Origin of the sequence: Acidovorax sp. 94 (assembly GCF_003634645.1) — a bacterium.
Taxonomy (GTDB): domain Bacteria; phylum Pseudomonadota; class Gammaproteobacteria; order Burkholderiales; family Burkholderiaceae_C; genus Acidovorax; species Acidovorax facilis.
In genome coordinates this window covers 5,219,814-5,232,080 of record NZ_RBJA01000001.1, presented here as the reverse complement: position 1 = coordinate 5,232,080, position 12,267 = coordinate 5,219,814, and the positions used below count along the sequence as shown (strand labels likewise).

The 12,267-nt window shown below is 60.9% G+C and carries 13 protein-coding genes and 2 tRNA genes; 9 read left to right on the top strand and 6 right to left on the bottom strand.

The features are described 5' to 3' along the window. Position 1: 1 nt before the first annotated feature. A complete protein-coding gene (locus tag C8C94_RS24115) occupies positions 2 to 1,018 on the bottom strand; it encodes a serine/threonine-protein kinase (RefSeq protein ID WP_008905072.1) in 1,017 nt (338 codons plus the stop codon). Between the two features lie 75 nt (positions 1,019 to 1,093). Here C8C94_RS24115 and C8C94_RS24110 point away from each other — a divergent pair, with 75 nt between their 5' ends. From C8C94_RS24110 to C8C94_RS24095, 4 genes are all read left to right on the top strand, one after another. Further along, a complete protein-coding gene (locus C8C94_RS24110; protein ID WP_121422508.1) occupies positions 1,094 to 2,011 on the top strand; it encodes a YicC/YloC family endoribonuclease in 918 nt (305 codons plus the stop codon). A 36-nt stretch (positions 2,012 to 2,047) separates the two neighbouring features. Further along, on the top strand, positions 2,048 to 2,668 hold the full coding sequence (gene gmk, locus C8C94_RS24105; protein WP_055399040.1) for a guanylate kinase: 621 nt from the start codon (positions 2,048 to 2,050) through the stop codon (positions 2,666 to 2,668). Between the two features lie 17 nt (positions 2,669 to 2,685). Then, positions 2,686 to 2,889, top strand: a complete 204-nt coding sequence (gene rpoZ / locus C8C94_RS24100) for a DNA-directed RNA polymerase subunit omega (protein WP_005794722.1) — start codon at positions 2,686 to 2,688, stop codon at positions 2,887 to 2,889. A 96-nt stretch (positions 2,890 to 2,985) separates the two neighbouring features. After that, positions 2,986 to 5,268, top strand: coding sequence for a bifunctional (p)ppGpp synthetase/guanosine-3',5'-bis(diphosphate) 3'-pyrophosphohydrolase (locus C8C94_RS24095; protein ID WP_055399042.1), 2,283 nt, complete (start codon positions 2,986 to 2,988; stop codon positions 5,266 to 5,268). A gap of 71 nt (positions 5,269 to 5,339) precedes the next feature. On the opposite strand, the gene greB is transcribed toward C8C94_RS24095, so the two are convergent. Beyond that, a complete protein-coding gene (gene greB, locus C8C94_RS24090) occupies positions 5,340 to 5,906 on the bottom strand; it encodes a transcription elongation factor GreB (RefSeq protein ID WP_121422507.1) in 567 nt (188 codons plus the stop codon). Between the two features lie 260 nt (positions 5,907 to 6,166). On the opposite strand from greB, the gene C8C94_RS24085 reads away from it, so the two are divergent. Further along, a complete protein-coding gene (locus C8C94_RS24085) occupies positions 6,167 to 6,592 on the top strand; it encodes a hypothetical protein (RefSeq protein ID WP_121422506.1) in 426 nt (141 codons plus the stop codon). Positions 6,593 to 6,689: 97 nt separating this feature from the next. Further along, positions 6,690 to 7,115 carry a hypothetical protein gene (locus C8C94_RS24080; protein ID WP_121422505.1) on the top strand — a complete coding sequence of 142 codons (426 nt, stop codon included), beginning with the start codon at positions 6,690 to 6,692 and terminating at the stop codon, positions 7,113 to 7,115. 9 nt (positions 7,116 to 7,124) lie between these two features. On the opposite strand, the gene C8C94_RS24075 is transcribed toward C8C94_RS24080, so the two are convergent. Continuing rightward, on the bottom strand, positions 7,125 to 7,838 hold the full coding sequence (locus C8C94_RS24075) for a recombinase family protein (RefSeq protein ID WP_121422504.1): 714 nt from the start codon (positions 7,836 to 7,838) through the stop codon (positions 7,125 to 7,127). Between the two features lie 195 nt (positions 7,839 to 8,033). On the opposite strand from C8C94_RS24075, the gene C8C94_RS24070 reads away from it, so the two are divergent. From C8C94_RS24070 to C8C94_RS24060, 3 genes are read left to right on the top strand one after another with little or no spacing between them, the layout of a single operon-like run. After that, positions 8,034 to 8,402, top strand: coding sequence for a hypothetical protein (locus C8C94_RS24070; protein WP_147433302.1), 369 nt, complete (start codon positions 8,034 to 8,036; stop codon positions 8,400 to 8,402). Between the two features lie 47 nt (positions 8,403 to 8,449). Then, complete coding sequence (locus C8C94_RS24065; RefSeq protein WP_121422502.1) at positions 8,450 to 8,830, top strand: hypothetical protein; 381 nt, start codon at positions 8,450 to 8,452, stop codon at positions 8,828 to 8,830. Positions 8,831 to 8,855: 25 nt separating this feature from the next. Next, entirely contained in the window at positions 8,856 to 9,119 is a 264-nt protein-coding gene (locus tag C8C94_RS24060; RefSeq protein ID WP_121422501.1) for a hypothetical protein, read from the top strand. A 644-nt stretch (positions 9,120 to 9,763) separates the two neighbouring features. On the opposite strand, the gene C8C94_RS24055 is transcribed toward C8C94_RS24060, so the two are convergent. The 3 genes from C8C94_RS24055 to C8C94_RS24045 all read right to left on the bottom strand — a co-directional run bounded on the left by C8C94_RS24055 (position 9,764) and on the right by C8C94_RS24045 (position 12,254). Next, the gene (locus tag C8C94_RS24055; RefSeq protein ID WP_158603844.1) at positions 9,764 to 11,809 is read right to left on the bottom strand and encodes a DUF6538 domain-containing protein; all 2,046 of its coding nucleotides are present in this window, start codon (positions 11,807 to 11,809) and stop codon (positions 9,764 to 9,766) included. Positions 11,810 to 11,894: 85 nt separating this feature from the next. Beyond that, positions 11,895 to 11,971, bottom strand: a tRNA-Arg gene (locus tag C8C94_RS24050). A gap of 206 nt (positions 11,972 to 12,177) precedes the next feature. Beyond that, positions 12,178 to 12,254, bottom strand: a tRNA-Ile gene (locus C8C94_RS24045). Positions 12,255 to 12,267 lie beyond the last annotated feature (13 nt).

The window sequence follows — 12,267 nt, the reverse complement described above, 5'->3', positions numbered from 1 at the left end:
TTCATTTGGGTTTGGCTCCGATACCGGTGGCTTCACCCACCTTTTGCACATTCTTCTTGGTGTCGGACACAAGGGTGTCGAGCTGCAGGCGCATCTTCTCGGCCACCGTCAGTTTGGTGTAGCGGCGCTCGCCCTCGCGGCTGAGTTCCTTTTGCAGAGCAAACACCGACTGCGGGCGCGACAGCGGATCGAGCGCCATGCACCACTCCACCACCTCGATGAGGTTGTCAGAGTACACGCCACGCAGCTTGGTCAAGGCCAGCGAGAGGCGGTCCTTTTCGATGCGCTGGGGCGCCTCGTTGGGCGGAAAGCCTTGCATGCAGGCGTAGATGCAGGCACCAATCGCGTAAATATCGGTCCAGGGGCCCATGGACGAATCGCGCCGGTACATCTCGGGAGCGGCAAAGCCGGGCGTGTACATCGGGCGGATGAAATTGCCCTCTTTGGACAGCACTTCACGCGCAGCGCCAAAGTCGATCATCACGGCCTTGTTGTCGTCGGTGATGAAGATGTTGGCCGGCTTGATATCAAGATGCAGCATCTTGTGCTGGTGCACGATGCGCAGCCCGCGCAGCACCTCGTCGAACAGCGAGCGGATGGTGGATTCGCGGAAGACCTTCTGTGTTTTCAGGTCGCGCGCGGTGATGATGAAGTCCTGCAGGGTCGCACCCTCCAGGTAGTTCATCACCATGTAGACGGTTTCGTTTTCGCGGAAGAAGTTGAGCACGCTCACCACAGAAGCGTGCGAGATCTGTGCCAGCGCCCGGCCTTCTTCAAAGAAGCTCTTGAGCCCCAGGCGGTAGAGCGAGAGTTTTTCGGACTGCACCTTGGGCAGCAGCTCGCCCGGTGCACGCGTGGCCAGCGACGAAGGAAGGTATTCCTTGATGGCGACCTGCTGCCCTTCGGCATCCAGGGCCAGATAGACCACACCAAAGCCGCCAGAAGACAACCGGCGCACCACGCGGTAGCCGCCAATTGCGGTATCGGGCGGCAAAGGAGCCGGCTTGATTTTTGACATATTTTGCGAAGATGACTCGGGGGTGGAGCGGAACCCGGATAATCGCCGGATCGCAAGCAACCATCAAAAAGTCCAATGCCAGTTTACAGCATGACCGGATACGCCAGCGCACAGCATGGCGCATCTGCCACTGGCGCTGAAAACGACACCCGCGCGCCCCAATCACGCAGACTGGGGCTGGAAATCCGCTCGGTCAACAGCCGCTTCCTGGACCTTTCGTTCCGCCTCCCCGATGAACTGCGTGCCATGGAGCCCGCGCTGCGCAGCCTGCTGACCGCCCGCCTCAAGCGCGGCAAGGTTGAAGTCCGCGCCGCCCTGGAGAACGAGGACAGCAACACCCTGCAGGATCCGCCCGCGCGGCTGCTGCAGCGGCTCAATTCTTTGCAAGATTCCGTCAAGGCATGGCTGCCGACCGCGGCGCCCCTCACGGTAGCCGACGCCCTGCGCCTGTGCGCCAACGCCCCATCGGGCTCTGAGGACTGGAGCGATGCCGTTCCTGCTTTGGCCGAAGAAGCCCTGACCGCCCTGATGGCCGCCCGCGAACGGGAGGGCAAGCGCCTGGCCACCATGCTGCTGGACCGGGTCAAGCAATTGCGCGCCCTGGCCGAACAGGCCGTCCCCATGGTGCCGCTGCTGGTCGAGCAGCAACGGCTGCGCTTCATGGAGCGCTGGAAGGAAGCCATGGCGCTGACCGACGGTGCCACCCTGCCCGAGGCCGCCCGCGACCGCGCGCTGACCGAAGCCACGGCGTTTGCCATCCGCATTGATGTGGCGGAGGAAATCACCCGGCTGGACTCCCACCTGGACGAGATCGAACGCCTGCTCAAGAAGGGCGGCGAGGTGGGCAAGCGCTTGGACTTCCTGATCCAGGAGCTCCACCGCGAGGCCAATACGCTGGGCTCCAAATCTGCCGCTCTTGACCTGACCCGCATCAGCGTGGACATGAAAGTGCTGATCGAGCAGATGCGCGAGCAAGTACAGAACATCGAATAACACTCATTTTTTGATAGCGCTTCGCGCACATCAACTATGGACTATCCCGGAAATCTCATCGTAGTTGCAGCCCCCAGCGGCGCAGGCAAATCCAGCCTGGTCAAGGCCTTGCTGGAACTGGACTCCCACGTCCACCTGTCGATCTCCCACACCACCCGCGCTCCGCGCGGGCAAGAAAAACATGGCCGCGACTACTACTTTGCGTCGCAATCCGAGTTTGATGCCATGGTGGAAGGCAACGCCTTCGTGGAATGGGCGCATGTACATGGCAACCGCTACGGCACCTCCAAAAAGGCGATCGAGGAGCGCATTGCACAAGGCTCGGACGTGATCCTGGAAATCGACTTTCAGGGCGCGCTGCAGATCAAGGAAGCCTTCGCGAATGCCATCCTCGTGTTCATCCTGCCCCCCAGCTGGGAAGAACTGCGTTCGCGCCTGGAACGACGGGGCGAAGACTCCCCCGATGTCATCGAAGTCCGTCTCAAGAACGCGGCTACCGAGATGGCCCAGGTGAGCAAATTTGACTTCGTTATAATCAATGAGTTGTTTGAGCGCGCGCTTTTCGACCTGAAAGCCGTAGTTCACGCCCAGCGACTCAAGTACGCCGCCCAGCGCCGCGCCCGTGCTGACACCTTCCAGTCGCTCAATATCACCTGAATCCCCGGAGTAAAACGATGGCACGCATCACCGTAGAAGACTGTCTGGAAAAGATCCCCAACCGCTTCCAGCTCGTGTTGGCCGCCACGTACCGTGCCCGCATGCTGAGCCAGGGCCACGCCCCCCGCATCGAAAGCCGCAACAAGCCTGCCGTGACCGCCTTGCGCGAAATCGCCGAAGGCAAGGTTGGCCTGGAAATGCTCAAGAAGGTTCCTGGTTGAGCTTTTTTCTGGGCGCAGCCCGCAAAGAGCACCGCGACAGCGGTGCTTTTTTTTGCCCCAAAGTCTCCTGATGCGCTCCCGCGCTACATTTAAGGCATGAACGCGGTGCTCAATTCACCTTCTGCAACGCAAGCCCGCCCCGGCGAAGTACCAACGGCGGGAACTTTGTCGGCAGCCGCAGCGGCCGCCAATGCGGCTGCGGCCAGCTTTGCTGCGCTGACAGACAGCCTCGACTACCTGGACGCGACCAGCATCGAACAGGTGCGCCAAGCCTATCGTTTCGCTGACGAGGCCCACCTGGGTCAGTTGCGCAACAGCGGTGAGCCCTACATCACGCACCCCATTGCCGTGGCTGCACAGTGCGCCACCTGGAAATTGGACGCCCAGGCGCTGATGGCCGCCCTGCTGCACGATGCCATGGAAGACTGTGGCGTCACCAAAGCAGACCTGATAGACCGCTTTGGCGCCCCCGTGGCTGAACTGGTAGATGGGCTGACCAAGCTCGACAAGCTGCAGTTCAACACCCGCGAAGAGAACCAGGCCGAGTCTTTCCGCAAGATGCTGCTGGCCATGGCGCGCGACGTGCGCGTCATCCTCATCAAGCTGGCGGACCGTACGCACAACATGCGCACGCTGTCGGACATGCCGCGCAGCAAATGGGGCCGCATCTCCTCGGAGACGCTGGAGATCTATGCACCCATTGCCCACCGCCTGGGCCTCAACCAGACCTACCGGGAATTGCAGGATCTGGCCTTTCGGCACCTGCACCCATGGCGCTACGCCACGCTATCCAAGGCAGTCAACAAATCACGCAACCGCAGGCGCGATCTGGTGCAAAAGGTTCAGGCCGAGGTGGACACCGCCTTCTCCAAGATCGGTATGAAGGTCCGCCTGGCCGGCCGCGAGAAAACGCTGTACGCCATCTACCAGAAGATGGACCTCAAGCACCTGAGTTTTGCCCAGGTCACCGATATTTACGGATTCAGGGTGATCGTACCCACGGTGACAGACTGCTACACCGCCCTGGGCGTGCTCCACCAGATGTACAAGCCGGTTCCTGGCAAGTTCAAGGACCACATCGCCATCGCCAAGCTCAATGGCTACCAATCCCTGCACACCACCTTGGTGGGCCCTTCCGGCGTGAACATCGAATTCCAGATGCGTACGGACGAGATGCATGTCATCGCCGAGGCTGGTGTGGCCGCGCACTGGTTGTACAAGGCGCAGGACGGCGATGGCACATCGGCCGAGCGACTAGGGACCAAGTGGCTGCAATCCCTGCTGGACATCCAGAACGAGACCCGCGATGCCGCCGAGTTCTGGGACCATGTCAAGGTGGACCTGTTCCCGGACGCTGTCTACGTTTTCACCCCCAAGAGCCAGATCATGGCCCTGCCTCGCGGAGCTACCGTGGTGGACTTTGCCTACGCCATCCACAGCAACGTTGGCGACCGCACCACGGCGGCCAAAATCAACAACGAGCAAGTGCCCCTGCGGACCGAACTCAAGAATGGCGATGTAGTGGAGATCATCACAGCCCCGGTTTCCACGCCCAACCCGGCCTGGCTGGGTTTTGTGCGCACGGGCCGCGCACGCTCCAAGATCCGGCACTACCTGAAAACTTTGGCACAGACCGAATCGGAAGGACTGGGCGAGAAGCTGCTGACCCAGGCCATCCGGGCGGAAGGCCTGGAGCAGCTCCCTCCCCAGGACGCAGAGACCCAACCGATGTGGGACAAACTGCTGCGCTTTACAGGAAACCGCACCCGCAGCGAACTGATGACGGACCTGGGCCTGGGCAAGCGCATCGCCAGCATCGTGGCCAAGCGACTCATGGTGCTGATGTCCGAACACGGCCATCGTCCTGATGCGCTGCTCATGACACGGGAGCGCTACACATCCCACGAGACGCTTTCGCAAGGAGCGGTAACTCTGGATGGCAGCGAAAATGCCTCGGTGCAGTACGCATCCTGTTGCCGCCCAGTACCTGGCGACAGCATCGTGGGCTATCTGGGCCGTGGCGAGGGCTTGGTGGTTCACAACGCCCACTGCACGGTGGCCAAGCGGCTGCAGCACAAGGACAGCGAGCGCTTCATTGCGGTGGACTGGTCGGACGAGCCCACGCGCATGTTCGAAACCGGGGTCGTGGTGACTGTCACCAACGGCAAAGGTGTGCTCGCCCGCGTGGCCGCTGAACTGGCCAATTCAGAAGCTGACATCACCCATGTGGACATGGATGACGAGGCGGCCCTCGACACCACGGACTTGCGCTTCATTGTGGCGGTGCGAGATCAGACCCACCTCGAAACCGCACTGCGCAACTTGCGGCGCACCCAGGCCGTCATTCGCGCTGCACGCATCACCCCGCAGGCCACGTAAGCACTTCACAGCGCTGAGCAGCGCCATCAACCCAAGCATGGCTTAGCGTAAAGCGGTGTTGTAGCCCCTGCTCAGTCCGCATGTGCGGCGCGCTGCGGATACTGCACTGCCACCACTTCAAGGCTTCGCACGCCTCCTGGCGTAGGCAGCAGCACCTCGTCACCCACATGGGCCTTCAAGAGCGCACGTGCCACTGGCGAGATCCAGCTCACCTGCGATTCCCGGCTGTCTGCCTCATCGATGCCCATGATGGTGATCGTGCGCTCTATACCTTCGTCATCGATGTACGTGACTGTGGAGCCGAAAAACACCTGATTGCTGCCCGCATGCAGGCTGGGATCCACCACTTCGGCAATCTCGAGCCGCTTGGTGAGAAAGCGGATGCGCCGATCAATCTCTCGCAAACGTTTCTTGCCGTAGAGATGGTCGCCATTTTCAGACCGATCTCCGTTGCTGGCAGCCCAGTGCACGGCTTCGACCACTTTGGGCCGCTCGTTGTCAATCAGGTCCAGCAACTCATCACGCAGGCGCGCGTATCCTGCCGGAGTGATGTAGTTCTTGCCGCCCGCAGGCAACGCAGGCAACACCAATTCATCCTCATCGGAAGCATCGGTTTCTTTGGTAAAGGCCTTGCTCATGGAAGATCTCCCCCGTCAGCGAGAAACGCTTTGACAAATGAAAAAGCCTGCAATCTTGCGATTGCAGGCTTTAAACATTGGTGCGGCTGGCAGGACCGCAAGCCAAAGTCCAGCACCCTTCTACACCACTGTAAGCCAAATGTGCTTTTGTAGCACATCGGCGTGCGGTGGGCCGCGAACAACGATGCATCAGATACCAAAAACTGAGGCGAAGGACTGATACGCTCCCCGCCTGTAACAATTCATGACAAAGGAAAACCGTGGAATCGACTCTGCCACGCGCCATATTCCGCGCGTTCGTTGCCCTGACAATCACCCTGACCGCCTGCGCCGGTTGGCACCCGCACGGCAACTGGGTGCCCAAAGTGGACACCAACGCCAAAGGCTTTGACCGCCCTGTCTTTGATAGGGATGTGGTCGCCTGTCAGCCCGAGGCCACGGCCGCGCTGGACAAGGACTGGAAAGACTCCATGACCACGGGCCTAGTCTTCGGCGCAGTGGGTGGCGTCGCAAGTGGTGCGGTGGGCGGTAGTGTCACCGGCGGCATCGCAGGGGGAATGCTGGGCAACGACATGCTTGGCAAAGAAGGGGACCGCCTCGGATTGGGCCCCGCCAACGAGCGGGCGATGGCCGCCTGTCTCACCCGGAAGGGCTACCGGGTCACTGGAACAGGCGCTCGCTTCTGACTCGGCTGCGATGATGAACTAGAACGTTCACCATGTACCCCGCTATACCCAATTCCAGAGCAGTACCGCCCACACCTCAAACACGACAAGCACAGAAATGCACATCGCCATCAAGACAACTCTAGCCACCGTCGTTCTAAGCTGCGCCGCTGCGTCCTGGGCTGCCATCAGAAAGGCCGACCTCGAATACTCGTTTGCAATCGGCTGGGACCTGATAGGCAAACTGCGTGCCTGCGCCGCCTTCGACACTTCGCGCAACTACCACCTTGCTTCGGCGGACGTAGAAAAAGAACTACTCAAATTCGTGCGCCGCAGTAACTTGGTGAACGCAGACTACCCGGAACTCCAAGCCAGCAAGGTAGCCATTCAGGCCACGGTCAATGCCGAAGGTCTCTCAGGGAGGGTTTTGGCCGAATCCAAAGAAACCGCCGCGAAGGAGTGTCAGCTGGTCGCACGAACTGAAGCCCCGGAATTCGTAAAGCTCTTGCAGGACATCACCAGCGGCAAGCGCAATATCAAGTAGGGACACATTTCACCAGCTACCGCGCCCAGCATCACCTACTTGCGCGCCCGCATTCAATCGCGCAAGTAGGTGCTGCACCTGCCTCAACGACCATTCCCCGCCACGCGGGGCCTTGATGCCCACGGTGTTCAACTCATCCACCATCCGGCGCTGACTCAGTCCACGCACCTGTAACCCTTCCACCACGCCCGCCAGCTTTGCGGCAAAAGCGTTCGCCGCACCCTGGCGTTCTTCAATATTCCGGCGCAGGTTCGCAGGTCCAGCCGTCCCCAGCTTTTTGCCATTCGCCTTCGATGCCGCCAGGGCATCCTTTGTCCGCTGGCTGATCTGGTCCCGTTCCCACTCGGCCATCACAGCGTGCATCTGGATCATCACCTTGTTCGCCTGGGGCATATCGGCAGCCACGAAATCGCACCCAGCTTCAAGCAGGCCGGAAATGAAATTCACGTTGCGCGCCAAACGGTCTAACTTGGCGATGACGAGCGTTGCGCCTCGCCGTTTGCACAGCTCAAGGGCCGCCCGAAGCTGTGGGCGCTTGGCAAGGGCGTTCGACCCCTTGCCGGTTTCCGTCTCAGTGAACTCACCCACCAACTCCCAACCAGCGCCGTTCAGGTAGCGGGCGACCGCTTCACGCTGTGCCCCAAGACCAAGCCCCGATTGCTCCTGCCCGGTTGTGGACACACGGTAGTAGGCGACGGCGGCATGATGGGTTTCGGGTGGCATGGGCGTTCCTGACGAAATGATAAGACGGACGTTTAATTTGTAGTCAGCTCGTATTTTATTCAGTTCGACAAGTTTTGACATGACAATTTAGACAATATAAAATTCGGCAATCAAAACAACTCGGGGCCGCAAGGCCCAAAGGAACCAATGAGGCAAGAAGACCAAGAAAATTGGCCACTCTCAGTGCGGGAGACTGTGGAAAAGATCGCCGATGCGCTCGGCGAAACCCCCGCCGCGTGGCAGCAGCGCCTAACCAACTGGCGCCGCGACGACCGGGATGCGCCACTGCAACACCATCAAGAGGCAGGAAAACGCCCTTGCTACATGTCGTTGGACGTTGACCGCTTCATCAAGGGCCGTTTGATGGCCCGTGCTGCGGTGGCAGGCAAAGCGCCCCAGCTCGCTAGCGTCAAGGCAGTGGCAACCACTCAGGGCATCGTTTTGGAGTGGGTAACTCCTGCTGCCTCAGGCCGCGTCCGGGTGGGACTCAAGGATGCTCACACGCTCGGCGCGCAGCTTGTTGCACTTGCCGACCGGTATGCCTCCCAGGTACACGAGGAATAGACCGCGCCAGAACGCGACCAAATCAACAACAAGAAGGGAAAACCCACATGACACGCAAGACCATCAAGCTGCTCAACACGCAGGAAACCGTAACGCTGCTCACGCTGCACCTGGGCACCCCCGTTGCCTGGGGGGCATTCTTGGCAGACATTCGCCGCACTCCCCGAGAGGGCATCCCGGTGCCAAGCCTCCACGGCCTCCGACTGCGCCCATATGCCCAGTATGGACAGGTTGCCCTCTATCGGCCCTGCGACTTGAAGGACTTTATCGACGCCGTGCGCGCGGCCGACCCCGGTATCAAGGCCGCCAGCAAACCAGCGTTCTACGTCGTGGAGGACCACGGCGAACTGCAGCCCTGGCAATGGCGCAAGGCGCGCCCAGCCATTCACCCGACCGAACCCGCAGCACTGCTCAAGCGTGCGGCCTGACCATCATCATCAGCGAGAGGAACCCATGACACACACCAACAAGCACGCCTGCGGCCTGAGCGCCCGCGCCATCGACACCAGCGAGTTCGCCGCCATCTACGAGACCTGCGAATGCCTGTTCACCTACGACAACGGAGGCAGTCGGACATTCGTCTTGACGGACTCCAACGGGGTGGACTTCCTCGCTATCCAAGATGGCGCAGACGGTAACGTCGTCATCGTGGAGCTGGCAGATGCCCACGAAAGCGCGCACCACTACGCCCGGGAGGTCTTGAACCGGGTGTTCTAACCCCCAGGTACGCACCCGTGCTTGTCGGCATCCATACGCTCGGCACGGGGAAGATAAAGCCGCTAGAGGGAACCCCACACAGCGGCAGCACCGACAGGGCGCGGCGATGAGTCGTAGTCGTTACAGGGTGCGTGGGGTGAGAGACAGGCGCATGGCTGACTGCGCTGGTACCTGTCTCAAAACAAGCTGTGACCGTGCGCAGAGTGGACACCTATACCGACAACCGCCCTGGCGGTGAACAGGCCGGGTGGTCAAGCCAGCCCCCACCCTACAGCACGCTGTGGGGTAGGGGGACAACTGGCTTCACCAACCCGACAGAAGAAGAAAGACAAGAAGACACCAACGGCCCGGGCCATCAGCGCATCGCGGCTACGCCGCATGGACCATTGCCCACAGAGAGTAACCACCTCGACACCGGAGCAACACACCAGGGGGCACCGTAGACCTTTATACCCATAGATGAGAAACATTCTTATTTGAAGGGTGTCATGTAGTTTTTCCCCCGCTTGGGCCTCTACCTATAAGGTTCAATGAACCATCATGGGTATCCTGGGGCTTCAAAAACGCGCTCGCGCCAAAACAGCTTGAAATAGCAAAACCAGGGCAAAGTACGGGGTCTATCCAGTGGCTTCGATGGCCCCCTCTTATCGCAAGTGCAAGACCTCGCCCATGTCTTCCTTGCCCTTGCGGTCGCCATGTTTGCGCCCCAGCGCGTCCTGGATCGCCTCGACGCCCCAACCAGCATCGAAGCGCGCAACAGTCGGTAGCCCCTCATACTGCACAGCGGCCACCAGGGCAGCCATCTCGCTCGTTCTCCCGCGTAGGTAGCTCGCGGTGTTCACATCTCGCTCACCCGGCGGCAGGTCGTGACCCATGATCGCGTACCGGGCCACGCGCGCCAACGTGGCATCTGCAAAGCCCAGAACCTCAGCAGGCACCCGTGCCAGCGCGTTGTTCATGTTGTGCCTGAATGAATGAAACACCCGGCCACCATCACGCGGCATGCCCAGCTTCTCCAACATCATCGACATTCGCCGCCCGCTGTCCTTGCTGTAGCGGGCATCAGAGGCCACGCATGAAAGCTCGGGGAACACGCGCCGGAATCCTTCACGCCGCAGCCGGTCGCAGTAGTCCAGGAAACCAGCCGCGACCAGCGCCGGATGCAGCGGCACCAGCCGCGCGGACTGCTCATTCTTCAAGCTCTTGTCCGCCGTGGCCTCGTTCACGTCCAAGCACCACGCGCCATCAACCTGCCGCACGTCCGAAAGGTAGAGCTGGCTGGCCTCCTTCAGGCGCAGCCCCCCGAACAGGCCCAGTAGCGGCAACCAAAACTCATGCGGCCCGCAACGCTCAGCGCCCACCAGGTGGGCACCGTTACCGGTCACAAACAGAGGCTGCGAAAAGATTGTCCGTAGCTCTTCACCAGAGAACGGCCCACGCCCGTCTTCATCACCTGCTTCTTTGCGCGCAGCGGCTGCATCCCGGCGCGCGGCCTTCGCATCGGCCTTCGATACCCCGGTCTCGCCGACCAGGCCCGCAGACGGGTCCGCGTCCATGTACCCACGGGCAACCAGCCACGCAAAGAAGCGGCGTAACCACTGCATACGCTCATGCTGCATGTCTGCACTCATCAGCGGCCATTCAGGATGTGCCACGCGCAAAGCCTCGACAGTCGCCTTCATGGTGGCGCGCTTCACGGCCTTCGGCAGATGGTTTGCCTTGCCGGGCAAAGTCTTCAATGGCCCATCGCGGTACGCGCGCAGCATGTCGCCGTCAATCTCGCCCAGGTGAAGATCACCCATGAACTCGGGGAACAGCATCATTCCGGCCTTGCGCTGGCGCTGCTCTGTGGCCGAGACTAGCGTCTTGGGCAGGCCATCGGGGCTCGCGCAATACGCATCCAACGCCTCAGAAAAGCGTTTGTCCGCCCACTTCCCACCACTGGGCAATGTCAGGGACTCTGAGGCCGTCACGGCCTTTACCGTCAGGCGCTCAGCTGGGATCACTGCTACTGCAGCGGCCCGCAGCGCCTCCAGCTCAACAGCCAGCACCTCCAGGCTACCCACCGGTACAACGGGCGCCACATCGGGCACGTAGAGCCACCCGGGCCGTCCTGGCGCCTCCATGCACACCAGCTCCACCGCGCCCAACTCACCAGCCAGCACCTGACCGGCCACGATGGCCGAATCCACCAGGGGCAGCACCTGCCCCACCATCTGCGCGCGGATGCTGTCGTTGGGGGCTCCATTGGGGCTCGGGATCACCACGCCGCCAGCGTGACCCAACTCAGCATCGACAGACTCAAGCGACTGCGACGGCATGAGGAAGCCTTCTGCGGCCCCTGGCGGAATCCGGCAGTGCAGACCGATGCGCCCGGCGCTCGCGGCCCGCAACAGATCACCCAGGTTAAAGCCCAACAGCTCCACCGCGCGCTGAAGCGACAGATGCCCGCCCGCCACCAGGGCCGGGCCACCGCCGACCAACTTCTCAATGTCCACTCGTCCGCCTTCCAGCTCGAAAAGCTGCCGCCGCCATTGGGCCAGCAGTGCAGCCGCGACTACGCGCCCGGCTTGCTTGTCGGTGGTGCGGCATGACTGCACGAACTCGCGCCGCCCTGCCGCCTGACGCAGACGCGCCGGGACCGCCAGACGTGCCCACCACACATCACCACGTCGATAAAAACCATCCATGTCTGCACCCGCTGTAGCAGCGCGATGTATCAGGACGCCCAAATGGAAAAAGCCTCCCGTCTTTTCAGACGGGAGGCTTACCAATTGGTGCGGCTGGCAGGAATCGAACCCACGACCCCTTGGTTCGTAGCCAAGTACTCTATCCAGCTGAGCTACAGCCGCTAAGCTTCGAATTATAGCATGATTTCTTGGCAATCCTTGAAATCAACTTTTTTACTGTAACCTGCCGCATGGGCCTGATCAGCAAAAGCTCAACTCAACGCAAGCCGCAATTGTAATGCACTCCAGAGACTCCAAAAGAAGAAAGGCGCACATTGCGACAAGAAAACTGGCCGTGATCGTGATGATCGCCCATTCGAATGGATGGGTGGTAGGGCGTGTTGGACTTGAACCAACGACCAAAGGATTATGAGTCCTCTGCTCTAACCAACTGAGCTAACGCCCCAAGCCATGCTCCA

Excerpts from the sequence above, each read along its gene's own strand:
- gmk (WP_055399040.1), top strand. The coding sequence starts at position 2,048 with ATGGACTATCCCGGAAATCTCATCGTAGTTGCAGCCCCCAGCGGCGCA.
- C8C94_RS24080 (WP_121422505.1), top strand. The coding sequence starts at position 6,690 with ATGCACATCGCCATCAAGACAACTCTAGCCACCGTCGTTCTAAGCTGC.
- C8C94_RS24075 (WP_121422504.1), bottom strand. The coding sequence starts at position 7,838 with ATGCCACCCGAAACCCATCATGCCGCCGTCGCCTACTACCGTGTGTCC.
- greB (WP_121422507.1), bottom strand. The coding sequence starts at position 5,906 with ATGAGCAAGGCCTTTACCAAAGAAACCGATGCTTCCGATGAGGATGAA.
- C8C94_RS24060 (WP_121422501.1), top strand. The coding sequence starts at position 8,856 with ATGACACACACCAACAAGCACGCCTGCGGCCTGAGCGCCCGCGCCATC.
- C8C94_RS24055 (WP_158603844.1), bottom strand. The coding sequence starts at position 11,809 with ATGGATGGTTTTTATCGACGTGGTGATGTGTGGTGGGCACGTCTGGCG.
- C8C94_RS24115 (WP_008905072.1), bottom strand. The coding sequence starts at position 1,018 with ATGTCAAAAATCAAGCCGGCTCCTTTGCCGCCCGATACCGCAATTGGC.
- C8C94_RS24065 (WP_121422502.1), top strand. The coding sequence starts at position 8,450 with ATGACACGCAAGACCATCAAGCTGCTCAACACGCAGGAAACCGTAACG.
- C8C94_RS24095 (WP_055399042.1), top strand. The coding sequence starts at position 2,986 with ATGAACGCGGTGCTCAATTCACCTTCTGCAACGCAAGCCCGCCCCGGC.
- C8C94_RS24110 (WP_121422508.1), top strand. The coding sequence starts at position 1,094 with ATGCCAGTTTACAGCATGACCGGATACGCCAGCGCACAGCATGGCGCA.
- rpoZ (WP_005794722.1), top strand. The coding sequence starts at position 2,686 with ATGGCACGCATCACCGTAGAAGACTGTCTGGAAAAGATCCCCAACCGC.